The organism is Pseudomonas asuensis (genome assembly GCF_014646755.1).
GTDB classification, from domain to species: Bacteria; Pseudomonadota; Gammaproteobacteria; order Pseudomonadales; family Pseudomonadaceae; genus Chryseomonas; species Chryseomonas asuensis.
Genome location: NZ_BMNW01000002.1, coordinates 212044 through 236091, shown reverse-complemented (window position 1 = coordinate 236091; position 24048 = coordinate 212044). Strand labels below are relative to the sequence as shown.

The 24048-nt window shown below is 55.6% G+C and carries 22 protein-coding genes; 13 read left to right on the top strand and 9 right to left on the bottom strand.

Annotated elements, in window-relative coordinates:
- Nucleotides 1–31 precede the first annotated feature (31 nt).
- Both IEX86_RS04885 and IEX86_RS04880 read right to left on the bottom strand, forming a co-directional pair.
- Complete coding sequence (locus IEX86_RS04885) at nt 32–697, bottom strand: 4Fe-4S dicluster domain-containing protein (RefSeq protein ID WP_188865004.1); 666 nt, start codon at nt 695–697, stop codon at nt 32–34.
- A gap of 201 nt (nt 698–898) precedes the next feature.
- A complete protein-coding gene (locus IEX86_RS04880; RefSeq protein ID WP_188865003.1) occupies nt 899–1642 on the bottom strand; it encodes an SDR family oxidoreductase in 744 nt (247 codons plus the stop codon).
- A gap of 223 nt (nt 1643–1865) precedes the next feature.
- Here IEX86_RS04880 and IEX86_RS04875 point away from each other — a divergent pair, with 223 nt between their 5' ends.
- Complete coding sequence (locus tag IEX86_RS04875; protein ID WP_188865002.1) at nt 1866–2990, top strand: metallophosphoesterase; 1125 nt, start codon at nt 1866–1868, stop codon at nt 2988–2990.
- Here the strand turns inward: IEX86_RS04875 and IEX86_RS04870 are convergent, their stop codons facing one another.
- From IEX86_RS04870 to IEX86_RS04855, 4 genes are all read right to left on the bottom strand, one after another.
- On the bottom strand, nt 2991–3266 hold the full coding sequence (locus IEX86_RS04870) for a hypothetical protein (RefSeq protein WP_188865001.1): 276 nt from the start codon (nt 3264–3266) through the stop codon (nt 2991–2993). It abuts the gene before it with no gap.
- Nucleotides 3267–3614: 348 nt separating this feature from the next.
- Entirely contained in the window at nt 3615–4373 is a 759-nt protein-coding gene (locus IEX86_RS04865) for a molybdopterin-dependent oxidoreductase (RefSeq protein ID WP_188865000.1), read from the bottom strand.
- Entirely contained in the window at nt 4366–4989 is a 624-nt protein-coding gene (locus IEX86_RS04860) for a cytochrome b/b6 domain-containing protein (RefSeq protein WP_188864999.1), read from the bottom strand. Before IEX86_RS04860 ends, IEX86_RS04865 begins: the two co-directional genes overlap by 8 nt.
- 53 nt (nt 4990–5042) lie before the next feature.
- Entirely contained in the window at nt 5043–5666 is a 624-nt protein-coding gene (locus tag IEX86_RS04855; RefSeq protein WP_188864998.1) for a hypothetical protein, read from the bottom strand.
- A gap of 139 nt (nt 5667–5805) precedes the next feature.
- Here IEX86_RS04855 and IEX86_RS04850 point away from each other — a divergent pair, with 139 nt between their 5' ends.
- Nucleotides 5806–6501: a heavy metal response regulator transcription factor gene (locus tag IEX86_RS04850; protein WP_188864997.1), complete on the top strand. Its 696-nt coding sequence runs from the start codon at nt 5806–5808 to the stop codon at nt 6499–6501.
- A complete protein-coding gene (locus IEX86_RS04845) occupies nt 6474–7913 on the top strand; it encodes a heavy metal sensor histidine kinase (RefSeq protein WP_188864996.1) in 1440 nt (479 codons plus the stop codon). The genes IEX86_RS04850 and IEX86_RS04845 overlap by 28 nt, the downstream gene beginning before the upstream one ends.
- A 193-nt stretch (nt 7914–8106) precedes the next feature.
- Here IEX86_RS04845 and IEX86_RS04840 read toward each other — a convergent pair whose 3' ends face one another.
- A complete protein-coding gene (locus IEX86_RS04840; protein WP_188864995.1) occupies nt 8107–8727 on the bottom strand; it encodes a flavin reductase family protein in 621 nt (206 codons plus the stop codon).
- A gap of 59 nt (nt 8728–8786) precedes the next feature.
- Here IEX86_RS04840 and IEX86_RS04835 point away from each other — a divergent pair, with 59 nt between their 5' ends.
- Entirely contained in the window at nt 8787–9257 is a 471-nt protein-coding gene (locus IEX86_RS04835) for a 3'-5' exonuclease family protein (RefSeq protein ID WP_188864994.1), read from the top strand.
- A gap of 64 nt (nt 9258–9321) precedes the next feature.
- Here IEX86_RS04835 and IEX86_RS04830 read toward each other — a convergent pair whose 3' ends face one another.
- The gene (locus IEX86_RS04830; RefSeq protein ID WP_188864993.1) at nt 9322–11553 is read right to left on the bottom strand and encodes a TonB-dependent siderophore receptor; all 2232 of its coding nucleotides are present in this window, start codon (nt 11551–11553) and stop codon (nt 9322–9324) included.
- A 343-nt stretch (nt 11554–11896) separates the two neighbouring features.
- Between IEX86_RS04830 and IEX86_RS04825 the strand changes: the two genes are divergently transcribed.
- On the top strand, nt 11897–12550 hold the full coding sequence (locus IEX86_RS04825; protein WP_229685253.1) for a DUF4198 domain-containing protein: 654 nt from the start codon (nt 11897–11899) through the stop codon (nt 12548–12550).
- Nucleotides 12551–12620: 70 nt separating this feature from the next.
- Here the strand turns inward: IEX86_RS04825 and kdgR are convergent, their stop codons facing one another.
- The gene (gene kdgR, locus IEX86_RS04820; RefSeq protein WP_188864991.1) at nt 12621–13409 is read right to left on the bottom strand and encodes a DNA-binding transcriptional regulator KdgR; all 789 of its coding nucleotides are present in this window, start codon (nt 13407–13409) and stop codon (nt 12621–12623) included.
- Nucleotides 13410–13756: 347 nt separating this feature from the next.
- Between kdgR and kdgK the strand changes: the two genes are divergently transcribed.
- The 8 genes from kdgK (at nt 13757) to IEX86_RS04780 (ending at nt 23786) form a co-directional block, all read left to right on the top strand.
- Nucleotides 13757–14710: a 2-dehydro-3-deoxygluconokinase gene (gene kdgK / locus IEX86_RS04815; protein ID WP_188865327.1), complete on the top strand. Its 954-nt coding sequence runs from the start codon at nt 13757–13759 to the stop codon at nt 14708–14710.
- A 3-nt stretch (nt 14711–14713) separates the two neighbouring features.
- Nucleotides 14714–15925, top strand: coding sequence for a D-mannonate dehydratase ManD (gene manD / locus IEX86_RS04810; RefSeq protein WP_188864990.1), 1212 nt, complete (start codon nt 14714–14716; stop codon nt 15923–15925).
- A gap of 125 nt (nt 15926–16050) precedes the next feature.
- The gene (locus IEX86_RS04805; RefSeq protein ID WP_188865326.1) at nt 16051–17082 is read left to right on the top strand and encodes a Zn-dependent oxidoreductase; all 1032 of its coding nucleotides are present in this window, start codon (nt 16051–16053) and stop codon (nt 17080–17082) included.
- A gap of 83 nt (nt 17083–17165) precedes the next feature.
- Nucleotides 17166–18455: an MFS transporter gene (locus tag IEX86_RS04800; protein ID WP_188864989.1), complete on the top strand. Its 1290-nt coding sequence runs from the start codon at nt 17166–17168 to the stop codon at nt 18453–18455.
- A 10-nt stretch (nt 18456–18465) separates the two neighbouring features.
- Complete coding sequence (locus IEX86_RS04795; protein WP_188864988.1) at nt 18466–19569, top strand: Ldh family oxidoreductase; 1104 nt, start codon at nt 18466–18468, stop codon at nt 19567–19569.
- Nucleotides 19562–21019, top strand: a complete 1458-nt coding sequence (locus IEX86_RS04790) for a mannitol dehydrogenase family protein (protein ID WP_188864987.1) — start codon at nt 19562–19564, stop codon at nt 21017–21019. Before IEX86_RS04795 ends, IEX86_RS04790 begins: the two co-directional genes overlap by 8 nt.
- A gap of 10 nt (nt 21020–21029) precedes the next feature.
- A complete protein-coding gene (gene uxuA, locus IEX86_RS04785; RefSeq protein WP_188864986.1) occupies nt 21030–22202 on the top strand; it encodes a mannonate dehydratase in 1173 nt (390 codons plus the stop codon).
- Between the two features lie 24 nt (nt 22203–22226).
- Nucleotides 22227–23786, top strand: a complete 1560-nt coding sequence (locus tag IEX86_RS04780; RefSeq protein WP_188864985.1) for a UxaA family hydrolase — start codon at nt 22227–22229, stop codon at nt 23784–23786.
- The last annotated feature ends 262 nt before the right edge of the window (nt 23787–24048 follow it).

Here is a 24048-nt window from a genome sequence, read left to right as displayed (position 1 = left end):
CATGCTCGAAAAAGTCAGGACGTAGAGGTGATCAGGCACGAGTGCCGAGTTCAGCCCAGGTATCGATCTCGTAGGAGTGAGGGTCGTGATTACGTCCGTGCGGCAGCTTGGTCTCGATGGTACGAGGCGCAACGTGATCCAGGCCGCGGTACAGCACTTGTGGCTGGGTACCCTGTTCAGGTTTGAGGCTGGTCAGCTCGGCGCCGCGCTTCTGATAGAGGCGGGAGACAGGGCTTTCAGCATCGGTAAGGTCGCCAAATACCAGTACGCCGGTGGGACAGGCCTCAACACAGGCTGGCTGCATCGCCTGCTCAAGGCGGTGGCTGCAGAAATCGCACTTGTCTGCGATCAATTGGACCGGATCAATGTGCAAGGCGCCGTATGGGCAAGCGGTGACGCAGGTGCCCCAGGTATCACAGGTGTCGACATTGATCCGCACAATGCCATCCTTGCTTTTTTCAATGGAGTGAGTAGGGCAAGCCTTAATACAGGGCGCATCAGCGCACTGCATGCATAAAGCGGGAAGAAAGCTGCGCTGTGTGCGGGGAAAGTCGCCCTGGTCATGGTAATAGACCTTGGTTCTGAAATACCCAAGCTCCACTTGGTTTTCGACCTTGCAGGCAACAGAGCAGGCATGACAACCGATACAGCGCTCTAGATCGATCGCCATGCGCCATTGGGGGGAGACGTCCTCCATACCAAACCTTCTGATTTTGTTTATGAGTGGTTCATGTGCCGCACAAGCGCATCGTCTGAGGTAGACGAGGCGGGCAGCCTCATTCAGGGTGTATACGGTAAAGGTGGAAATTGTGGCACAGCTTGGCGGCACGTCAAAAAAACTGACTGGAGAGCCGATAGATACAGAGCCTTGTAGCCAAGGCTCTGTAGAGGAGGACCGTTAATAATCCTGTAGCGTAGGGCGGAAGAGAATCTCGTTGATGTCTACATCGTCCGGCTGGCTCATGGCATAGACGACTGCACGGGCAAAGGAGTCGGCCGGAATCGCAATCTCGTAGAACTTGCGAACATTTTCAGCGACGTCCTGCTCGGTGATACTGTCTGGTAGTTCTGTAGCAACGGCACCGGGTGAAATGATAGTGGTGCGGATGTTATAGGGCTTCACTTCCTGGCGTAGCCCTTCGGAAATAATGCGGACAGCATGCTTGGTAGCAGAGTAAACCGTGCTGCCGGCGCGTACCTTGTGTCCGGCTACCGAGGAGACGTTGATGATGTGACCGGACTTGCGTTCGGACATATGGGGTAGCACAGCGGCAATCCCATAAAGCACGCCCTTGACGTTGACATCGATCATGCGGTCCCAATCTTCTATCTTTAACCGCTCTAGTGGAGAGTGCGGCATGAGACCGGCGTTGTTCAGGAGAGTGTCAACACGGCCATAGGTCTCTATGGCTTTCTCAACCAATGCCTTGACCTGTACGCTGTCAGTGACGTCGGTTTTTACAGCAAGCGCCTTGCCACCGCTGCCGTTGATTTCATCTGCCAGCGTTTGGATACGATCCAGACGTCGCGCCCCTAGAACTACGGTTGCACCCATCTGGCTTAACTGTCGTGCCGTTGCTTCACCCAGTCCGCTACTGGCGCCGGTAATTACAACGATCTTGCCTTCGATGTTATTGCTCATTGCCTGTCTCCTGAGGGTTTGAAGCCTTGGATAAAGAACAACATGAACGGCATAGGTTCTATTAAAGATAGGTGTAGCTCTGATAAACATGACGACAGCTGCAATGTTAAGCGTGACCGTAAATGTCCAGGATCAGCGGCTTTTGCTGGCGGAGGATGTATGAGGCGGTTATGTTTCAGGCACGTTGCGGTCTTCCTTAAGTGCTCTAGAACAGGACCTTTGAATGTTTCGTTCACGCTGGACAATGCCGGCCATTCTGATTTTGCTACATGTTTATGTCGGCGTGACGCTGATTCCTTATCTGCCGCTTAATGGATTTGGACGGCTGCTTGCCGGGCTTCTATTAGCGTTATCCTGCTATCTGGTTCCATTGGGGTTCCGCTCACGCAGCCTTGAAAAGCCCTGGCTGGCATGGGCAGGTCTACTGGCTATGGGCATCTTCTCCAGCCTGGCAGTGCTAAGCGTAGTGCGCGGTGTGGTAATCGCTGTGCTTATGCTATTTCCAGATAATTTGTCTGATGCCGTTATCGAGCGTTCGGCAGAGGCTGTGATTGGCCTTGTACTGCTGTTTACCGTGTTGGGTGTCTTCAATGCACGGCGAATTGCAAAAGTCGTTGAGGTCGAACTTCCCGTCGAAAACCTGCCGGCAGCCCTTGAGGGGTTCACGATTGTCCAGATTAGCGATATTCATGTAGGCCCTACGATTCATCGGCCATATATTGCTGGCATTGTTGGGCGTGTTAACAGCCTTGAAGCGGATGTCGTAGCGGTAACGGGTGATCTGGTCGACGGCTCTGTTAGGCAGTTGGCTGAGCACATTCAGCCACTGGCGGGGCTGAAGGGCCGTTACGGTGTCTATGTTGTAACGGGTAACCACGAATATTATTCAGGCGCGCTGGAGTGGGTAGAGCATCTGAAGACTATGGGGCTTAGGGTATTGCTTAACGAGCACGTGGTTATTTCTCATAACGATGCTGAATTGGTGCTGGCAGGGATTACAGACTATTCCGCCGGGATGTTTGTGCCGCAGCACAAGAGCGATCCGCACGCTGCGATTCGGGGAGCCCCTGATAGCGTGCCCAGAATTCTCCTGGCTCACCAGCCGCGTTCAGCAAAACTGGCGGCTGAGGCCGGTTTCGATGTGCAGTTATCCGGGCATACTCATGGCGGCCAGTTCTGGCCCTGGATGCATTTTGTGCGTTTCCAGCAGCCCTGGGTGGCCGGTATTCATCGACTAGGAAAGTTATGTGTCTATATCAGCCGAGGTACAGGTTACTGGGGGCCGCCCATTCGCTTTGGAGCGCCCTCGGAAATTACCCGTATTCGCTTGATTGCCTCACATCGCTGATTAATCGTCAGAGGCGGCTGTAGCTGGGGTAACTGCCGCATCCAGGAACAGCAATGATCCGCTGAACGATACGGCCATGAACAGGAACCAGGATACTTTGCGTAGCGACCAGATAATGATTTCGTTGCGGTTGTCTGTGCTGCTTAACACCAGGTGATGGGTCTTGAAGGGGTCAAAGAAACCCAGCAGGCCTGATAGTGCCAGCGTGCCGCAAAACAAGAAGACAAGCGCAAGGCCATAGTATCGTGCGTTTTTTGAAGTCAACAGATTGTGCATTACATAACCCTTGAAAAGACATGGACAAATACAACCCGGCCGGTCTTTTCAGCAATAATGGTGCGCCCTGTTTAAAAGGGGTGGCATGATTGATTTATCAAGTCTGAAAGCGCGATGCCCGTATGCTCTATGACGGCACGACTGTCCGATACTTGAGTCGGGCCGTCGATGTACGACAGGTTCAGACCTGGTCGATGCCAGCCTAGGCGGTATTGGGATTGTTCTAGGAATAAGGGCGTTAACCCGTACAAGCGCAGCATGACGCTGAAAAGAGGCGTACCGGCGCAAAGGCAAATACGGGTACGCATCGTATGGCTGGTTCTTAATATAAGGGCAAAATGCGGTCTTTCAAATACCGCTGAACCAATTGTATCCCTGATCCTCCCAGTATCCCCCTTGATACTGATTGGTTACAAACAGCTCGCCAATATGCTTGGGATTCTTGAAGCCCAGCTTGGTGGGTACACGCAGGCGAAGCGGGTAACCGTACTCGGGCGGCAACGGTGTCTTGCCAAAGTCCAGTGCCAGAAGGGTTTGTGGGTGAAGGGCGGTAGCCATGTCAATGCTGGAGTAATAGCGGTCGGCACACTTGAAGGCAACGTACTTTGCCGTGGTGTCAGCACCGATGTGTTCGAGAAAGGTCTTGAGCGGTACGCCACCCCACTGACCAATGGCGCTCCAGCCTTCGATACAGATCAGCCGGGTAATATCGCTGCGCTGGGGAAGTCGCCGTAGCGCTTCCAGCGTCCAGGGCTGCTTTTTTTGCACGAGCCCCGAGACCTCAAGCCGATAATCGCTCAGGTCTACATCAGGAACGTTGTATTCAGGGTAAAAGGCGTTGAACGGAAAGGGATGAGTGATCTGGTCTTCCTGATAGACTGGCGCCAGACGCTGGCCGCCAAATAACCATGCCTGTACCCGATCATTCCAACGGGACAGGGCCCACAGCACCTTGTCCACCTGATCGCCATCCTGCAGATTGCAGCCAGTCAGCATGGCCATGGCACCGACGGTAAGACCAGAGCGCAGGAACAGTCGCCGCTGCAGGTTAACCAATTGCGTACGCTGCGCTGGCTCAAGGTGAATTCTAGTTTTGCGTTCACTCATGATCTGCCCCCTTGGCCCGACCGGTAATCATCGGAAGAAAGGTACGAGGGACAAGCATGACGAGGGCAAGGTGGACAATTACAAAACCGCCGATTCCAGCCATAGCAAGAAAGTGGACATAGCGTGCCCGGTCAAACCCGCCGAACAGAGTGGCCAGGGCCTGCAACTGTACGGGTTTCCAGATTGCAAGACCCGACAGTACGACCAGAACGCCCATGACCAGGACGAACCAGTACATCAGCCGCTGTACGGCGTTATACGTACCCAGTCGATGGGTTAATCGAAAGCGTAGCGCATCCGTAAGGTCCTGGCGAAAGGCCTGGACGCCTATGGGCAACAAGTCCCGACGAAAATGTCGGCTGGCGAGGCTGTACAGCACATAGAGGGCACCATTGATTGCCAAGACCCACATAACCGCGAAATGCCAGGCAATGGAGCCACCCAGCCAGCCGCCCAAAGTAGCCCAGGCTGGAAAGGTAAACCCGAACAGAGGAGAGGCGTTGTAAATGCCCCATCCACTCAAGAACATGCAGGGCATGGCAAGCGCATTGATCCAGTGAGTCAGGCGTATCGGCCAGGCATGCACCAGCCGCTGCTCGGTAGTTGGATAGGGCATGAGGTAATCTCCTGAGAGAAACAGGCGCACCGACAGCATGCGCCCCGGATGGATTACATGGGCGGGGTGTAGCCGTCTTTACCGATCGCAACACCTTTGGCAGTCTTGCCATCAGCATCAGGAAACAACACGATCTTGGTGCCGGGCTTTAGCTCATCTACTTTACCGGGCTCGACATAAGCGATAGGCACATCCTCAGGCACGTGTAGCTGCTTTTCGCCGCCCTTGTATTGAACCGTCAGCGTACGGCCATTGGCGTTTTTAAGTTCGCCAACAGTGCCATTGGTCATAGTGCCAGCGGAGCCATCGGCATTTTCCCATCCATAGTGCCCCTCGCCTGTACCGCGCAGGCTCGCTTCGAACACGGTGACTTCCAATGCCTTAAGGCTGCCGTCTGGTTGTGGAATGGCAGCAGAGCCCACAAAGCTGTTGGGCTCGATAGCGTCCAGCTTGGCTGGGGAGACCAGGCGATAGGATGTCTTGTCAGTCAGCGCAACCGACAGGTGTTGGCCATTGCGGGTGGTGAGATTCAGCATATTGGATTGAACGGCATCTACCGTTCCGCGAACCGGCTTGACGGTAGGCATGGCGGCGCCGGCGGGCGTGGCGGCATGGGCAAGCAGCGTGCTGCTCAGCAACAAGGTACCTAGGGCAGTGGATAACAGATTCTTGGTCATGGGCGAATCCTTCTGAGAGAGGTTGCAGGAGCCATGCTCGCGCAGGGAAGGGGTCATGAAGATGACAGGGGAATGACAAAAATGTAATCCACCGTTGTCGCCGTGCTCGTTAGAATCGACGGATCGCAGGAGAGCATCTGTGCACCTATTACTGATTGAAGACGATACAAAAACCGGCGAGTACCTGAAGAAAGGGTTGGGTGAGTCGGGCTATGCCGTGGACTGGGCCCAGCACGGTGCAGACGGTCTGCACATGGCGCTCGAACAGCACTATGACCTGATCATTCTCGACGTCATGCTGCCCGGCATCGATGGCTGGCAGATTATGGAAGTGCTGCGCAAGAAACACGACGTACCCGTCTTGTTCCTGACGGCACGGGATCAGGTGCAAGACCGTATCCGTGGGCTTGAATTGGGCGCTGACGATTATCTGGTCAAGCCGTTTTCGTTTACCGAGCTGGTGCTGCGTATTCGCACCTTGCTTAGGCGCGGTGTTGTGCGAGAAGTTGACCATTACCATCTGGCGGACCTGGAGCTCGACTTGCTCAGGCGCCGTGTCACACGTCAGCAGCAGGTCATTACGTTGACCAACAAGGAATTTGCACTGCTGCATCTGTTACTGCGGCGTGAAGGTGAGGTTCTGTCTCGTACGTTGATTGCGTCAGAGGTGTGGGACATGAACTTTGACAGTGATACCAATGTGGTGGATGTGGCCATCAAGCGGCTGCGGAATAAAATCGATCAGGCCTATTCCATCAAACTTATTCATACGGTACGCGGCATTGGCTACGTCTGTGAGGTTCGGCCATGCGCACCCGAAGACAGCCATCCCTAACGCTCAGGGCGACTCTGGCCTTTGCTATTGTGGCTATGCTCACCGTAGGGGGCGCAGGCTTTTATCTGTACGGCTCGTTGAAGCACACGCTATTGGAGCGTAGCGATTATGCAGTGCTCGGGCGGGTCGATCACTTTCGTAAGCTGCTCAGGTACGACCTGAATCTGAGGGATTTGCAGCGTAATCCACAGTTGTTCGAAAACATGTTGGGCAACGAGGATGACGTCTTCATCATCAGCCAACAGGGCCAACCTCTTGTAACGGTCAATCCCCGGCGCGCTGAACTGCCTGATGTGCCGAGTGTAGGCAGTAATGAGTCGCTGAAGCTGGACGATCTTCGCAGTGGCGTTGCGCCGGGCAATATTCCTCTGCGCGTGGCCGCCGCCGAGGTTCAATTGGGTGAAACATCCGTCAGGGTAGTGGCAGCTCATTTGCTGATAAGGGAAATGGCCATACTCGATGCGTTCCGTGAGCGCATCATGGGTGCGGTGTTGCTGGCTTTTGCGTTGACGGCCGTACTGGGCTACCTGTTGCTGCGCCGAGGATTGATGCCTATCAAAGACATGGCTGCCCATGCGGCTACCATTACACCTGCTCGACTGAGTAGCCGCCTCGATCCAGCCAATACCCCCAAGGAGCTGGATCAGCTCACCACGGCCTTTAACGGTATGCTGGACCGCCTGGCCGATGGGTATCAACGTCTTGTGCAATTCTCGGCGGACCTTGCCCATGAGATTCGCACGCCTATCGGTTCGCTGATGGGCATTTGCCAGGTCACGCTGCAACAGCCCCGGAGCGTGGATGAATATCAAAGTGTACTTGCATCGAACCTGGAGGAGCTGGAGCGTATCTCTCGGATGGTGGAAAGTATTCTCTTTCTGGCCCGCGCCGATGATGCCCAGGCAGTACTGGATTACAAAGCCCTGATTCTTGAAGACGAATTGCAACGCGTAGCGGATTACTTCGAGGGGCTTGCCGAGGAGCGTGAACTGCGGTTGGTTATCGAGGGGAGTGGGATGCTACAGGCTGACCCGCTGATGGTACGCCGCGCATTGAGTAATCTGGTTGCCAATGCCATTCGTTACGCTGATGCAGGCTCCGATATCTATATTCGCACCCAGCAACAAGGGCAGGAGCAATGGATTCAGGTTGAAAACTGCTGTCCGCGTTTAGAGCCACGGCAGTTGGACCGCCTGTTCGATCGCTTCTACCGTGGCGATGCGGCCCGGTATGGGTCTGAGTCCAATGGGCTTGGGCTTGCGATTGTAGCGGCCATCATGCGCCTGCACGGTGGCAGTGCACATGTTGAGCAGAGGGAGGATCAGCGTATCTGTTTTACCTTGCGCTTTCCCTCCGGTGCCCAGTGCAGGCCAGCGCTGACTGCATCTATGGCAAAAGGCTTACACGAGTAAACGGCAGCTGGCGCTAGGTTCGCAGAGGGTATCTGCGTAATCTACACACATCGGAATGCAGCGCAGGAAGCGCTCATCGCACCTCAAGGACGACGACCAGGCCAGGATGGCAACTTGACAGGATGTTGAGTAAGGTCGACGAAACCCCGCCAAGCGCGGGGTTTTTCGTTTGCGCTGAATAATTATCCGGTGTTTATTTCGGCCGGTGCATCTTGAAGAGCTGCGCTTCGGTAATCTCGAAATAGTCTGCCGGACCGCCCCCGCGCAGGATGGGCCGTGCTGCCGCTGTCTGGTAGACCCCATCGACCAGCAGGGATTTGTCGATATGCACGCCCACTACCTCTCCCAGCACCAGCCAGCTTTCTACCTTGTCACCGGCCGCGGTTTGCAACTGAATCAGTTGGGTGAGCTTGCATTCGAAGGATACCGGCGTTTCGGCCACGCGCGGCACTGAAACAACGCGTGAAGGTGTAGTGCTCAATCCTGCCAGGTCGAATTCATTGACCCCCGGGGCCACCGCTGCACAGCTGGTATTCATCTGCTCGGCCAACGCGCGCGTGGCAAGGTTCCAGCAAAACTCACCCGTCCGCTTGATATTGCGTACGCTGTCCTTATAACCAATGCTGGAAAAGCCGATAATAGGGGGAACGTAGTTGAAGGCGTTGAAGAAGCTGTACGGTGCCAGGTTCAGCTGCCCTTGCTCATCGTGAGAAGAAATCCAGCCAATAGGCCGGGGTCCGACAATGGCGTTGAAGGGATCGTGGGGAAGGTCATGGCCCTTGGCGGGTTCGTAGAAATGAACGTGATCAGACATCGATAGCCTCTCCTGACTAGATAATTACATACTGACACACACCAGCCTGGGGTGACGCAATGCCATTTGCTTTTCTTGATACGGAGTTCACCAGTCTTACCGCACACGCCAAACTGGTTTCGCTGGCACTGGTCATTCCAGAGGGACCCGAATTTTATGTTGAGTTGCCGCAAAACTGGGCGCTTGCAGACTGTACTGACTTTGTTGTTGACATTGTGCTGCCACAGCTGGAGCCTGCGCAGTACGGAATGAGCGTGCCGGAAGCCAGGGATGCGCTATGGCAGTTTCTATCCCGCTTCGATGAAGAAATCATCGTGTGCTGTGATGCGCCACTGTGGGATTGGGAGTTTTTCAGCCAGCTGGCGTACCGCCATGGCAAGTGGCCTGCCAATGTGCGTAACGCGCCCCGTAAAAGCTATGACCTGATACCCGATCTTGCCGAGGCAATTGCTGAAGAGCAGGTGCCTCACCACGCACTGCTGGATGCACGTCTGGCAGCTGAACTGTATCTTGCAGCTACCAGACGTTAAGTGCCAGCCTACAGGCTACCGACGATATCAATAGGGTAATGCAGGGTGCAGCCCGGAGGGTTGGTTACCACTGGTACGTAGCACTTAGCTGCGCCGTACGTTGCGAGCCATACCAGCACCATGAGTATGAGTAGCAGGTTGTGATGTATTCCTTGTCCGTCAAGTTGGTCACATTCAGCGCCAGCCGCAGGTTATCGGTAGGGCTGTTGATATGGCCAACGTCATAGTGGATGGCGGCATCAAACAATGTATAGCCAGATACTTTTAACGTGTTAGCGGCATCGCCCCAAGAGGAGCTGACGTAGCGTACACCACCGCCTACTCCAAGACCTTTAACGGGCCCTTCATGAATAGTGTAATCGGCCCAGGCGGAAGCGGTATGGCGAGGCAGACCGTAAGTGGTCGTGCCTTCCACGGGTACCTCGGGACCATTTGCAACACCTATCACGCCAGGGGCTCGGTTGGTTGTGTTGTTGGATTTAGTGATCCGATTGTCGAGGTAGGCGTACGCTGCCGTAACATCCAGGTTGTTGCTCAGACTAGCCTTGCCTTCGATTTCCAAGCCACGAGACTGGACTTCGCCATCCTGCACCTGGCAGCGACTGCCGTTGCACAGGTGCGTAGGATCGGGATCAAGCGTTGGCACGTTGGTCTTGCGAAGATCAAACGCTGCGATAGTGATAAAGCTGTTGCTTCCGGGCGGCTGGTATTTGATCCCTATTTCGTACTGCTTGCCTTCGGATGGCTGGAAAAGCGAGCCGCCGTAGAGTGTGCCCGACTGCGGCTCGAACGACTCCGCATAGCTCACATAAGGTGCAAACCCATTATCGAACAGGTAGACCAGGCCCAGCCGCCCTGTAAACGCTTCGCTGGACTGGGAGCTTTTGGCTTTTCTGCCGCTGCTAAGGGTGAGTGTGCTATTGCTGGTATTCGCCCAATCGTATCGTCCGCCCATCAGCAGGACCCAGCGATCCCAGCTCAGATGGTCCTGTAGATAGAGCCCTTTTTGTTCACTGCGTACCGTTGCGTCGGTCGTGAAAGCCGGATAACGATCGATGCCGGTATATACCGGATCAAAAATATCCAGGTCGCTGCCTTTTCCATAACCGGCTTTAGTATCAGTGCTGGTGTTTTGGTAGTCAGCACCGATTAGCACGGTATGCTGTAACGGGCCCGTACCAAATTTGGCCTGGAGTTGGTTGTCGAGGGCGTAGGAATCAATGTCTACATCTGTTGCAATGGTGCTGCGGCTCATCGTGCGGTAGTCAGCCGCCAGGATGGATGCATTGTATAAGCTGCGGTAAATACCCTCGCTGCGCAGGTAGCGAGCGTTTTGCCGTACGGTCCAGGTGTCGTTGAAGTGATGTTCGAACTGATAGCCGAGTGAGTAGTACTCACGATCAGACTTCTCGAACGCCTTGTCCCCGTCATAGAAGTCAACTTTGATGCGCCGGCCGGTGGGGCTATGCAAGGCGGAGCCATAAGCAGGAATGGAGCCGTAGGAGCCACCTTTGGGGTCTCGCTGAAAGTGGCCCAGTACCGTGAGAGTCGTGTTCTCCGAGGGGCGCCAGGTAAACGACGGTGCGATGGATTGTCGGCGTACCTCAGTGTGTTCAACCTGACCATCTGCATCATCGTAGAGACCTAGCAGGCGGTATGAAAACTCTCCTTCGTCATCCAGCGGACCGCTGAGGTCAAGCGTGGTCCGCTTCTTGTTGAAGGTTCCTACCTGAACACCAATTTCATGGTAAGGCGTATCCAGCGGCCGCTTACTGACCATGTTGATTACGCCTGCCGGGCTGGATTGTCCGTATAACACGGATGCAGGTCCTCGCAGTACCTCGACACGCTCCAGATCAAAGGCATCTTCCTGAGGGAGGGCGTCCCGGCTGCCGGGCATTCTCAGCCCATCAAGATAGCTACCCGGTGAAAACCCGCGGATGGTCAGTTGATCCAGTCGTGAGGCTGTGGCGCCCCGGCTTTCAGGAATGACGGCCGCGCTGTAACGGAGAATCTGATTAAGGCTTTGCGCATCCTGAGCCCGCATCTGGTCACGGGTAATAACCGAAACGGACTGAGGGGTCTCGATTAATGAGGCATCGGTCTTGGTCGCCGTAAGTCCACGGTTGGCGACATATCCACTCACCGGCCCTGTAGGACTTTCATCCAGCGATTCCTCGCTGATTTCGGTAGCGTCCAGTTCAAGGGCAGCCTCTTGTTCAGCCGCATTTATGGGTGAGGCAAGCAGGGTCACGCAGACAACGATAGCGCAAGATGAAGCAGCAGAGCGGTACATACAAGTCCTTTGTAGATAAGCGCTTAAGTACAACCACAGCTAATAGCGCGAGGTGAGAGGATATCTATATAAATGATAAATTATATCAATTGAGAATATGTATCAAAAAAGAAAACATCTCATTACAAATTAGCCATAAGGCTTTCTCGACATAACGGGATAGGATGGATGTGAGGTAAGGGCTCAAGAGGCCAAACAGGCGGAAAAGCGCTTCTCATCTGTGATTTCTACATGCTTTATGTACTGCTGTGTGATACATGAAAGCGGTGCAACCGGTGCGAATTGTCTTTTGCCAATGCGGCTAAAGGGCGCTTCCGATAACCTTCAATAAGGAAAACCTGTGGTGATACTTAGAAACGCTCTGCTTTGTATTGGTCTTGGTAGCGTTGTACTTAATGCAAGCGGACATGAACTCTGGCTTGAGCGGGATGCAAGTGGCCCCATACGTGTCTACCTCGGCGAGCCGGACGAGGGCGTATTGGAAACCGGCGAGACCATTGCGGCGCTGGCCCCTACCACTCAAGTGTTTACCCATGATCGAAATGCAACGGCAAAGGTTGTAGCACGTGAAGATCATCTTGAGGCTGCAGTAAACGAGCAGGGGGATGTTCGCAGTTATAACGATCAGGTCTGGAAACCCTGGAAGGATGAGCAGGGCCATTATACAGCCGCCTTGATGCACGCTCGTGCAGGCCGCACCGAGACCAAGGCATTGCTGGATTACGAACTCGTGCCTGCTGCTGCAAACAGTAACCGCTTTACCTTATTGTTCAAGGGCAAGCCGCTTGCCGCACATGATGTGGTTCTGTTCGATCCAAAAAATCAGGCGCTGAAATTGAAGACGGATAGTCAGGGCGTTGTCGATGTCCTTGCCAAGGAGAAAGGCCGGTTCATCTTGGCAAGTGGTTACCAGACGCCTGCAAATGGTTATGAAGTAGCCGGTCAGAAAATGGACAATCTCTACTACGGTACTACCACAAGCTTTATCGTGGATTGACGGCTGTACACTAAACGCGCTGTTACTTCTCCGCTGCTTTCGCTAGTAGCAGCGGAGTCGCGTCGGACATTTAGTTAAACATGCTTTCGGGGCAACCCAAGCGGCGCGAAATGACCTGGGCTGTTTTTAATAATTCCTGAACGTATTCGTCCTTGAGTTCTTCTCTGAAGCGAAAGCAGGGGAAGGAAACACTCATTCCAGCAATGACATGGCCGAAGCGGTCATGGATGGGCGCGGCAAGGCAGCGCATATTCTCTTCGAATTCTTCTTTATCCTCACCGTATCCCTGGCTGCGGATAAGTGCCAGCTCCTCAAGGTAGGCCTCCAGACTCGACAAAGTATTGCCCGTACGAGGCTGGAAGGTCTCGTTCGCCAGGCGCTTGCGTACATCCTGCTCATCGCGCCAGGCCATCAGTATCTTGCCAATGCCTGTGCAATAAAGCGGCGCACGCAAGCCGATACGCGAGTACATCCGCAGGTTATAGCGCGAGTCGATCTTGTGGACATAAACGATATTGTCTTCATCGAGAATACCCAGATGCACTGTCTCGCTCGTGAGCTCATTGATGGTACGCATACCGGGCTCGGCTTCACGTACAAGATCAATATGCGGCAACGCCTTGCTGCCCAGCTCAAACAGCCGAACGCTGAGGCGATAGCGATCTTCACTGTCCTGCACCACATACCCTAGCGATTTAAGGGTCTGCAGGAAGCGGTAGACAGTGCTCTTGGACATGTCCAGCTTTTGCGCAATTTCTGAAACGCCACTTTCTTCAGGGCACTGACCCAGCGCTTCCAGAACAGCCATGGTCCGGCTAACCGCGGTTACAGATTCATTATTGGTAGTGGGACTATCCATGCGGGCTCCTCTGCGAACGTTGTTAAGTGTATCTGAATTCCATTTCGAAACAGCGTTTCATTTCTCTTGACGTGCCTTGTTGAATCGCTACACTCGAATCAATACAGGAATTGAAACCGCGTTTCAATAATGCTGATGTAGGGTCCACAAGACTAGGGCCCCGCTACAAAAACAAGAAGGCACCAGATGATGCAGGCCATTCGACAGCGGTATTTAGCGCCCGTCCGGGCAGACGCGTATGTAACGCATTGGGTAGGCGTCTTTTCCGCTATGACACCCCATGACGTAGCAGGCCTCGGCCAGGGAGGCTTCCTGTGACGACTCTTTTCAAGTCCCTGTCAGCTCCGATGCGGGTTGCGCTGGTCGGTGAATGCATGATCGAGCTGCAACGCGACAGCGCAGGCACGATTACCCAGGCATTTGGGGGTGACACACTCAACACCGCGGTCTACCTGGCTCGGCTATGCCAGTCCACGGCTATTTCGGTCGACTATGTAACGGCTCTTGGTCAAGATCCATTCAGCGAGACCATGTGTCAGACCTGGCAGGCCGAAGGGCTGGGGACACAAAACGTGCGACACCTGCCAGACGCATTGCCTGGTCTTTATTTCATCCAGACCGATGAGCAGGGCGAGCGGCAGTTTCTTTACTGGCGTGGTGAAGCCGCCGCCCGACGCTGCTTCGATGGCCATGAAGCAGCCCAGACGCTAGCAGCCTTGCTCGACTATGACGTTATCTACCTGAGCGGCATCAGTTTGGCCGTACTGAATTCTGAAGGCCGTGCACGGCTTCTTGAAACATTGGCCGAGGCGCGCCGACAGGGCACGCGGATCGTCTTCGATAATAACTATCGTCCTCGGCTCTGGCCGGATCGCGCTACAGCGCAGCACTGCTATCAGGCATTGCTGGCGTTGGTCGACCTGGCGCTGATTACCTGGGAGGACGATGTCGAGCTGTTCGGCTTCTCTTCACCTGAGGCCTTATTCCGCACCTATGCCCAATCAGGCGTTACCGAAGTAGTCCTCAAACGAGGGGAGGCGTCATGCCTGATCCATACCGGACGTCAGGTCCTGACGATTCCCGGCGAGAAGGCGCTGCGGGTGATCGATACCACCGCAGCCGGTGACTCCTTCAGCGCAGCATACCTTGCCTGCCGCCTGCAGGGCGGTGATCCCGAACAGGCTGCCCGGTGGGGGCACCGTCTGGCTGTCAATGTCATTCAGCACCGAGGCGCTCTGATTTCGCCACCCGCCATGCCGGCAATGCCCGCGCTTTCATATTCCCTAGCTGCTCAGGCTTGAACAATGAAGATAAAAGAAGCCCGCGTTATCGTGACTTGTCCCGGCCGTAATCTGGTCACTCTCAAGATTGTGACTGACGAAGGTCTTTACGGAATCGGCGATGCTACCCTCAACGGCCGCGAGCTGGCCGTGGTCGCCTATCTGGAGGAGCATGTCATTCCTGCTCTGATCGGACGGGATGCCCATCGAATCGAAGACATCTGGCAGTACCTGTACCGCGGGGCCTACTGGCGTCGTGGGCCGGTTACCATGACGGCGATTGCCGCGGTGGATCTGGCGTTGTGGGACATCAAGGCCAAGGCCGCCAATATGCCGTTGTACCAATTGCTTGGCGGCAAGAGCCGTGAGCAGGTGATGGTGTACGGGCATGCAACCGGCAAGGACATCGAGTCCTGCCTGGACGAGGTGGCCCGGCATGTAGAGTTGGGCTACAAGGCTGTTCGAGTCCAATGTGGCATTCCCGGTATTCCGACTACCTACGGTGTGGCCAAGCGCGAAGGTGAGCGGTACGAGCCGGCAGACAGTGACCTGCCGGCCGAACATGTCTGGGATACCGCCAAGTACCTCAAGTATGTCCCCAAGCTGTTTGCTGCGGTTCGTGAACGCTTCGGTGATGACCTGCACATCCTCCATGATGTGCACCATCGCCTGACGCCCATTGAGGCAGGGCGTCTGGGTAAGTCGGTAGAAGAATTCAATCTGTTCTGGCTGGAAGACTGCACGCCGGCCGAAAATCAGGAAGGTTTCCGCCTGATCCGCCAGCACACCACCACACCGCTGGCGGTGGGTGAGGTCTTCAACTCGATCCATGACTGCCGCGAGCTGATCCAGGAGCAGCTGATCGACTATATCCGCGCCACCCTTGTACATGCGGGCGGAATTACCCACGTCCGGCGTATCGCCGATCTGGCGGCGCTGTATCACGTGCGTACCGGCTTTCACGGCGCGACTGACCTGTCACCGGTATGCATGGGAGCGGCACTGCACTTCGATACCTGGGTACCTAACTTTGGCATCCAGGAGCACATGCCCCATGAGGAGCGAATCGATGAAGTCTTCCCCCACGCGTATCGCTTCGAGGACGGCCATTTCACGCCAGGCGAAGCGCCAGGGCATGGCGTGGATATCAATGAAGACCTGGCGGCGCGCTATCCCTACAAGCGCGCCAGTCTGCCGGTAAACCGCCTGGTGGACGGCACGCTCTGGCATTGGTGAACCATGCTCAATAACGACAACAACAGACGGGTACGCACGATGAACAAACAGAATCGATTGTATGCAGGGAGGCTGCTGGGTAACGCCAGTCCAGCCATTAGTTCGATCCAGAGGAGTTGCAAATGATGAAAGCCTTTCAGGTACGTGCTCCCCATGAGTTCAGTCTGGCGCAGGTCGAAACGCCAGTCGCTGCGCCAGGTGAGGTAGTGGTAGGCGTGGCATATGCGGGTATCTGCGGTTCGGACATGCACATCATCCACGGGCAGAATGCGTTCGTTCGGTTTCCTCGGGTGACCGGGCATGAGTTTGCCGGCATCGTTCAGGAGGTCGGCGACGGTGTAGAGACGCTGCGTGTCGGTGATCGTGTCTGCGTCGACCCGGTCATTAGTTGCGGCACCTGCTATCCCTGCCGTATCGGCCGTCCTAATGTCTGTACTCATCTGCAGGTAATTGGTGTGCACCGCGACGGTGGCTTCAGCGAGCGCGTCAGCGTGCCAGCTGAAAACGCTCACAAACTGCCAGAGGGGATGCCGCTCAGCCATGCCGCTCTGGTGGAGCCGTATTCCATCGCGCTGAACGTGCTGGATCGCATGCAACCTCAGCCAGGCGACTCTTTACTGGTCTATGGTGCCGGCGTGATCGGGTTGACCATCGTGCAGATGGCTCGTGCCCTGGGACTTACCGATATCACCGTTACCGATGTGATTGATACCCGTCTGCAAACAGCCCGGGCGTTAGGCGCGACACGCACGATCAATGGACAGGCACAGGATGTTGAGTCTGTTATGAAGGAGCAGACCGGAGGCGAGGGCGTACCGCTCATCGTAGATGCGGCCTGTATTCCTGCGCTCATGCCTCAAATGGTGCGGCTGGCATCGCCTGCCGGGCGGATTGGTCTTCTGGGTTTTAACGCAACACCCAGCGATCTGGTACAGCTGGAAATGATCAAGAAGGAACTGACCCTTGTGGGCTCGCGGCTTAATAACCGCAAGTTTCCGCGAGTGATTGAGCTGATGGCTGCTGGAAAATTGAGCGCTCAGGAGCTGATCAGCCATCGCGTGGCGTTTGACGATATGCCCGAGGCCATCGACCTGATCGAAAGTCATCCTGAGCAGACGCGCAAGGTGCTGGTGGAATTGATGCAGGTAGCGGGATAACCCGGACGGCCTGAGCCGTCTTCCAATCGATACGCGCCCATACGGGCGCCCTCACCGATAAGTACAAGAAGCGGGAGGTTTCTATGTTTGGTCAAGGTCGTAGCCTGGTACTCGTCATGCTGTTCCTGGCGGGTGTCATCAATTATCTGGATCGCTCAGCATTGTCTGTAGCGGCTCCGTTCATTCAAAAAGACTTTGGTTTGAGTGCCGGCGAAATGGGGCTGATCTTCAGCAGCTTTTTCGTAGGGTACGCAGCCTTCAACTTTGTCGGCGGCTGGGCTGCGGATCGTTATGGCGCCAAGACTACGCTACTGGTGGCTATGGTGCTGTGGTCACTGTTCAGTGGCTTGACGGTGTTGGCCCTGGGCTTTGCCTCGTTGTTCCTGATCCGGGTGCTGTTCGGCATGGGGGAAGGACCGCTGAGCGTGACGACCAGCAAGATGGTGAACACGTGGTATGCGCCCCGCAATCGGGCACGTGTGCTAGGTGTGTCCATGGCCGGTACGCCGCTGGGTGGTGCCATCTCGGGACCGGTGGTAGGCATCATTGCTGTCACTTACGGTTGGAAAGAATCCTTCATCGTCATCATGCTCATTGGCTTGGTCTGGGCAGCGGTATGGTTCAAGTTCGTCAAAGCCAAGCCGGACGGTGCAGCCGCTCGGGAGATCGAAGAGGGCGAACAGCTCACAGAAATTGCCAATGTACCGACCCAGCCGCTCAAATATTATCTTAAGCAGCCCACCGTACTGTTCACAGCGCTTGCCTTCTTTACCTACAACTACACGTTGTATTTCTTCCTGACCTGGTTCCCGAGCTACCTCACGATGGCTCATGGCATGAACGTAAAGGACATGAGTATCGCGACCGTCATCCCTTGGGTTCTGGGATGCATCGGCCTGGCGCTAGGTGGCTTTTTGTCTGATTTCGTACTCAAGAAAACCGGACGTGTAATGTTCTCGCGTAAGGTGGTGTTGGTGGGGTGTCTGCTGTGCTGCGCGGTCTGTATTGGTTGTGCTGGCCTTGTTTCCACCATGTACAGCGCAGTGGCATTGGTCGCGCTATCAGTGTTCTTCCTGTATCTGACCGGTGCTATTTACTGGGCCATTATCCAAGACACCGTACCGGCAGCGCGAGTAGGTGGGGTAAGCGGGTTCATGCACTTCCTGGCCAATACCTCCGGTATTGTGGGTCCGACTGTGACCGGTTTTATCGTCCAGTTCACTGGCGCCTTTACCAGTGCCTTCCTGCTGGCCGGGCTATTAACCGTAGTCGGTGCGCTTTGCGTAGCCCGCTTCGTTAAGCCAATCGCCCCTGTGCAAACCGAGACAACGGCACCTGTTGCTACGCCGTCTGTGTTGGGCCGTCCCTCATAAGGAGTCATCGATGCAGTACACCCATGTAGAACAGGGAGCACTTGAGCGCTTCTGCCAGCAGATATTCACTGCTCATGGTCTGAAAGTGGAAGATGCTAATTTGGCAGCCAGGGTACTGGTCAATTCGGATGCCCGAGGTATTCCTTCCCACGGCGTAGCGCGCTTGCCGCGTTATGTGCGTGGGCTCAAGGCTGGCAGCATTCTACCCAATGCTGAGGCAAGGATAGTCCATGAAACGCCGCTGTCATTGGTATTGGATGCTCAGGGCGGCATGGGTACTACTGTCAGTCAGCATGCGATGGATGCTGTACTTGCCAAGGCCCGTGAGCACGGTGCGGGTTTCGCGACCGTACGCGACTCGAACCACTTTGGCATTGCCGCGTGGTACGCCATGCAGGCGCTGCCCCATGACCTGATCGGCATCGCCATGACCAACACCGCGGCCCTTGGTGTGCCAACGCATGGTCGGCAATGCATGTTTGGCACCAATCCTATTGCCTTTGCCGCGCCGGCAGACAAGGAAAAGGCGTTTGTTCTGGATATGTCTACCACGGCAGTTACCCGCGGTAAGCTTGAAGTCTATGCCCGCCAGGAGACCCCTCTGCCTACTGGCTGGGCCGCTGCGCCGGATGGAGGGGACGCACACGATGCGCCCAGCCTTCTGGAAAGCATGAATAACTACGCAGGCGGTGGCCTGCATCCATTGGGCGGTGCGGGTACCGAGTTTGGTGGGCATAAAGGCTATGGACTCGCTGTGATGGTGGACATTCTTTGCGGCGCGCTGGCAGGGCATGGCTTTGGCAAGCATTTGCATGACACACCTGGCAGCACAGGGCGTGTAGGGCACTTCTTCGCGGCCTTTCGGATTGATCTATTCCGCCCGGCAGACGAGTTTCGCGAAGCCATGGATCAGCTCTTGTCTGACCTGCGCATGTCTGAACCGGCCGCCGGACACGACCAGGTCTGGTATGCAGGACTCAAGGAAATCCAGGCGCAGGAAACCGCTGCGCGCCATGGAGTGCCGGTTGAAATCGGCGTAATTGAAAGCCTTCAGGGCCTGGGCGAAGCGTGTGGCATAACCCTGGCAGGGATCAAGGAGCCTTCCCATGCATAAGATCGAGCGTTATCGCTCTACCTATTCGAAACCGGGTATCGGGATTGTCCATTTAGGCCTTGGGGCGTTTCACCGGGCGCATCAGGCCGTCTACATAGAGCGTAACCTGGAACGGCATGGAGGCGGTAAGTGGGGAGTATGCAGCGCCAACATCCGCTCTAATCGAGCGCTCGTTGATCAGCTTCGTATGCAAGACTGCCGCTACCATATCGCCGAGTATAAAGACAGCGAACACGTTGCCCTGCGAGAAATCGCAGCGATCCAGGAAGTGCTCTATGCAGGCAAGAATGGCGAAGATCGAGAAGTATTGCTTGAGCGGATGGCTAATCCGGATACTCGCATCATAACGCTAACAGTAACGGAAAAGGGTTACTGCTTAAGCCCGGCGACGGGTCAGCTGCGCACTGATGATCCGGGTATAGCCCATGATATTCGGACTCCCCATGCGCCGCAGACTGCGCCTGGGTTACTCGTGGAAGCGCTGCGTCGTCGCCAGACTCGTGGTCTTGCACCATTTACAGTGCTCTGCTGTGACAACATGCCAGACAATGGGAGCCGAACACGCCAGGCCGTTACGCAACTTGCCGCAGCCCAGGACGAGCGGCTGGCTGCCTGGATCAGCGAGACCGTGGCGTTTCCCAGTAGCATGGTGGATCGTATTGTTCCTGCCATGACTGACGCCTCGTTTGAGACGTTACGCCAGCTGGATTGTGAAGATTCGGCAGCCGTCATCGGTGAAGCTTTCAGCCAATGGGTCGTGGAGGATCATTTCCCCCAAGGCCGACCTGACTGGGAGAAGGAGGGTGTGCAGATGGTAGCGGATGTACACCCATTCGAAACCATGAAACTGCGTATGCTCAATGGTAGCCACTCGCTCCTGGCCTACATCGGCGCGCTGGCAGGTCATGCCACTGTATTTGACGCTATAAACGATCCGGCCCTGCTTGAACTCGTCCGTTGCTATATGGAAGACGAGGCGATGCCAACACTGGACATGCCGGCAGGCATTGACCTTAACGCCTATGCTGAGGATCTGGTGGCGCGTTTCCGTAATGACAGTCTTCAGCATCGCCTGCATCAGATTGCTATGGACGGCTCGCAAAAACTGCCCCAGCGCTGGCTCTCCGGCACGCAAGAGCAGCTTGCGAGAGGGGGCAGTATTTCGTGTGTTGCGTTAGGTATCGCGAGCTGGATTCAATATTGCTCAGGGCAGACTGCCCAAGGCTCGCATGAGGTGAATGATCCGCTACGCGAAACCTTTCACGAACTCCATGCGCACCGCCAGGGCGAGGCATTGGTAGATGGCTTTCTAGGGTTGGTGGATGTGTTTCCAGCAGGCCTTGTCGAACACGCGGCGTTCCGCCTTGCCGTACAAGAGGCCCATCGTGTGTTGAGCACCCAAGGCCTGCAAGCCGCGCTGGCAAACGTTACCCACAATAACAATCATTAAGGAGCGAATTATGGAGCATACCTGGCGCTGGTTTGGCCCGAATGACCCTATCAGCCTGAGCGACATCCGCCAGACCGGCGCGACCGGTATTGTTACTGCCTTGCATCAAGTGCCTAATGGTGAAGTCTGGACGGTAGAGGCAATTGCCGAGCGCAAGGCAATGATCGAGGCGGCAGGGCTGACGTGGTCTGTGGTGGAAAGCATTCCTGTCCATGAGGATATCAAGCGCGGCTGCGCTCGCCGTGACGATTACATTGCGAACTACCAGCAGAGCCTGCGAAACCTTGCCGCCTGCGGTATCGATATCGTCTGCTATAACTTCATGCCTATTCTGGACTGGACTCGTACGGATTTGGCCTGGCCGCTTGAGGACGGTGGCTGGGCACTGCGTTTTGATCAGGACGCCTTTGCTGCGTTCGATCTGTTTATCCTGAAGCGTGACGGCGCCGAAGCAGACTATACCGAAGATGATATTCAACGCGCCCGTGTTCTCTTCGAGAACCTGGACGACGCCCGGCGCGATACGTTGGTAGCGACCCTGATCGCAGGTTTGCCGGGCTCTGAAGCGCATTACAGCCTCGATGACTTCAAAGGGTTGCTCGCTACCTATGCGGACATCGATGCGGAGCGGCTACGCGAAAACCTGGGCTACTTCCTGCGCGCTATTGTACCCGTGGCGGAAGAGGTGGGTGTCCGTATGGCTATCCATCCGGATGATCCGCCGCGCCCGCTCCTGGGGCTGCCTCGTATCGTATCCACCAGCCAGGATGCTCAATGGCTTCTTGATGCGGCGCCCAGCCCGGCCAACGGCTTAACCTTTTGTACCGGCTCCTACGGGGTGCGTGCCGATAACGATCTGGTCGCAATGGCTCGGCAATTTGCCCCACAGATCTACTTTACCCATCTGCGCTCTGTAAAGCGTGAAGCTGATCCGCGCAGTTTTCACGAGGCCCACCACCTAATGGGCGACGCCGACATGGTCGGTGTGATCCGAGAGCTGGTTCTGGAGGAGCAACGACGTGAGCGTGAAGGCGGCCCTCGACTGCCGCTGCGGCCCGATCATGGACATCAATTATTGGATGATCAACACCGCCGTACCAATCCCGGCTATTCACTGATTGGCCGGCTTAAAGGGCTGGCGGAGCTGCGCGGAGTAGAGCTGGCTGTACGCCAATTGCTATGACACTGACAATACCGTGAGAACGCCATGGAACTCATAACAAAAACAGGCGGAATCGATACCGCCAAAGCCATGATTCGCCTCAACCCGCTGGATGATGTCCTGGTGGCCTTACAGTCTTTGCCGGCAGGCCTGGAGATACCGGAGGAAAACGTTACCCTTAGTCAAGCTATTCCCGCGGGGCACAAGCTCGCAGTGCGACAGCTCGATGCAGGGCAGCCAGTACGTCGTTACGGGCAAATTATCGGGTTTGCTACTGCGCCGATCATGCCGGGTGAGCATGTTCATGTGCATAATCTGGCGATGGGTGAATTCGCGCGGGATTATGCGTTTGGAGAGGACGCTTTAACACCAGCACCGCGTATCGAAGGGCCGACCTTTCAGGGCATCGTCCGGCCGGATGGCCGCGTTGCGACACGCAATTACATCGGCATCCTGACATCGGTAAATTGCTCTGCCACGGTTGCCCGTGCGGTGGCTGACTACTTTCGACGCGATATCAACCCGGCGGCTCTCGCACCTTATCCCAATGTGGATGGTGTCGTAGCGCTTACCCATAGCTCCGGCTGCGCAGTGGACTCTGCGGGGGAGCCTCTGGCACTTTTAAGACGTACCCTTGGTGGCTATGCGATCCACCCGAATTTTGCCGCTGTAATGGTGATCGGACTGGGCTGTGAAACCAACCAGATCGAAGGCATGATGGCCGCGCAGGGGCTGGACGCTACTGAAACATTACGTACCTTCACCATTCAGGATACCGGCGGTACGGCCAAGACTGTAGCCAAGGGTATCGCCTATGTGAAGGAGCTCCTGAGCGAAGCCAATCGCATCGAGCGTCAGCCTGTCAGCGCCAGTCATTTGGTCGTGGGTTTGCAGTGTGGTGGCTCGGACGGCTATTCCGGCATTACAGCTAATCCGGCGCTGGGCAACGCTGTAGACCGATTGGTAGCGTGCGGCGGGACGGCCATCCTGTCTGAAACACCAGAAATCTACGGTGCAGAGCACCTGCTGACCCGACGCGCCGCGAGCCGCGAGGTAGGTGAAAAGCTCATTGAGCGTATTCACTGGTGGGAGGAGTATTGCCAGCGCATGGGGGCGGAGATGAATAATAACCCCTCTGCAGGCAATAAGGCAGGCGGCCTTACGACCATTCTGGAAAAGTCGCTTGGCGCTGTGGCAAAAGCGGGTTCTACCAATCTTATGGCTGTCTATGAATACGCCGAGCCGGTGAGGGCACATGGCCTCGTATTTATGGATACTCCTGGCTATGACCCGGTTTCCGCCACCGGGCAAGTGGCCGGAGGAGCAAACCTCATTGCTTTTACCACAGGGCGAGGTTCGGCATACGGCTGTGCGCCAGCACCATCAATCAAACTGTCTACCAATAATGCGCTCTGGCAACGCCAGGAAGAAGACATGGATATCAACTGTGGTGAGATTGCCACAGGTTCGCTAACTATCGAGGCCTCCGGGGCGCAAATCTTCGAGCAAATGCTGCGGATTGCCTCAGGCGAGCGAAGCAAGAGTGAGCAGCATGGGTATGGGCAAAACGAATTTGTGCCATGGCACATCGGTGCTATCACCTAAGGTGGCTTTCTGCGCTCTTTGACCTTGCGAACCTGTACAGACAGCAGGTGATGTAGATCACTTGCTGTATCTGTTGCCCTTCTTTTTACAGACTAAAAAGCAACGCTTGCGCCTCACTGTCAGGCGTTGTTATGCCGGTTCATACCGAGCCCGATAGGGCTGTTGTACCAGGCGGCAGCCTACAAATCTGCTTTGGGGTAGAGCAGCCAACATGAGATTGACTCCCAGTAAACAACCCAGAATTCCAACCACAGCTAATCGA

Bases quoted from the DNA above. Each gene is read 5' to 3' on its own strand.
- IEX86_RS04845 (WP_188864996.1), top strand. From the start codon at position 6,474: ATGCGCACCCGAAGACAGCCATCCCTAACGCTCAGGGCGACTCTGGCC.
- manD (WP_188864990.1), top strand. From the start codon at position 14,714: ATGAAGATAAAAGAAGCCCGCGTTATCGTGACTTGTCCCGGCCGTAAT.
- IEX86_RS04790 (WP_188864987.1), top strand. From the start codon at position 19,562: ATGCATAAGATCGAGCGTTATCGCTCTACCTATTCGAAACCGGGTATC.
- kdgR (WP_188864991.1), bottom strand. From the start codon at position 13,409: ATGGATAGTCCCACTACCAATAATGAATCTGTAACCGCGGTTAGCCGG.
- IEX86_RS04880 (WP_188865003.1), bottom strand. From the start codon at position 1,642: ATGAGCAATAACATCGAAGGCAAGATCGTTGTAATTACCGGCGCCAGT.
- IEX86_RS04800 (WP_188864989.1), top strand. From the start codon at position 17,166: ATGTTTGGTCAAGGTCGTAGCCTGGTACTCGTCATGCTGTTCCTGGCG.
- IEX86_RS04855 (WP_188864998.1), bottom strand. From the start codon at position 5,666: ATGACCAAGAATCTGTTATCCACTGCCCTAGGTACCTTGTTGCTGAGC.
- IEX86_RS04780 (WP_188864985.1), top strand. From the start codon at position 22,227: ATGGAACTCATAACAAAAACAGGCGGAATCGATACCGCCAAAGCCATG.
- IEX86_RS04865 (WP_188865000.1), bottom strand. From the start codon at position 4,373: ATGAGTGAACGCAAAACTAGAATTCACCTTGAGCCAGCGCAGCGTACG.
- IEX86_RS04870 (WP_188865001.1), bottom strand. From the start codon at position 3,266: ATGCACAATCTGTTGACTTCAAAAAACGCACGATACTATGGCCTTGCG.
- IEX86_RS04860 (WP_188864999.1), bottom strand. From the start codon at position 4,989: ATGCCCTATCCAACTACCGAGCAGCGGCTGGTGCATGCCTGGCCGATA.
- IEX86_RS04875 (WP_188865002.1), top strand. From the start codon at position 1,866: ATGTTTCGTTCACGCTGGACAATGCCGGCCATTCTGATTTTGCTACAT.
- IEX86_RS04840 (WP_188864995.1), bottom strand. From the start codon at position 8,727: ATGTCTGATCACGTTCATTTCTACGAACCCGCCAAGGGCCATGACCTT.
- IEX86_RS04885 (WP_188865004.1), bottom strand. From the start codon at position 697: ATGGAGGACGTCTCCCCCCAATGGCGCATGGCGATCGATCTAGAGCGC.
- IEX86_RS04805 (WP_188865326.1), top strand. From the start codon at position 16,051: ATGAAAGCCTTTCAGGTACGTGCTCCCCATGAGTTCAGTCTGGCGCAG.
- IEX86_RS04830 (WP_188864993.1), bottom strand. From the start codon at position 11,553: ATGTACCGCTCTGCTGCTTCATCTTGCGCTATCGTTGTCTGCGTGACC.
- IEX86_RS04795 (WP_188864988.1), top strand. From the start codon at position 18,466: ATGCAGTACACCCATGTAGAACAGGGAGCACTTGAGCGCTTCTGCCAG.
- uxuA (WP_188864986.1), top strand. From the start codon at position 21,030: ATGGAGCATACCTGGCGCTGGTTTGGCCCGAATGACCCTATCAGCCTG.
- IEX86_RS04835 (WP_188864994.1), top strand. From the start codon at position 8,787: ATGCCATTTGCTTTTCTTGATACGGAGTTCACCAGTCTTACCGCACAC.
- kdgK (WP_188865327.1), top strand. From the start codon at position 13,757: ATGCGGGTTGCGCTGGTCGGTGAATGCATGATCGAGCTGCAACGCGAC.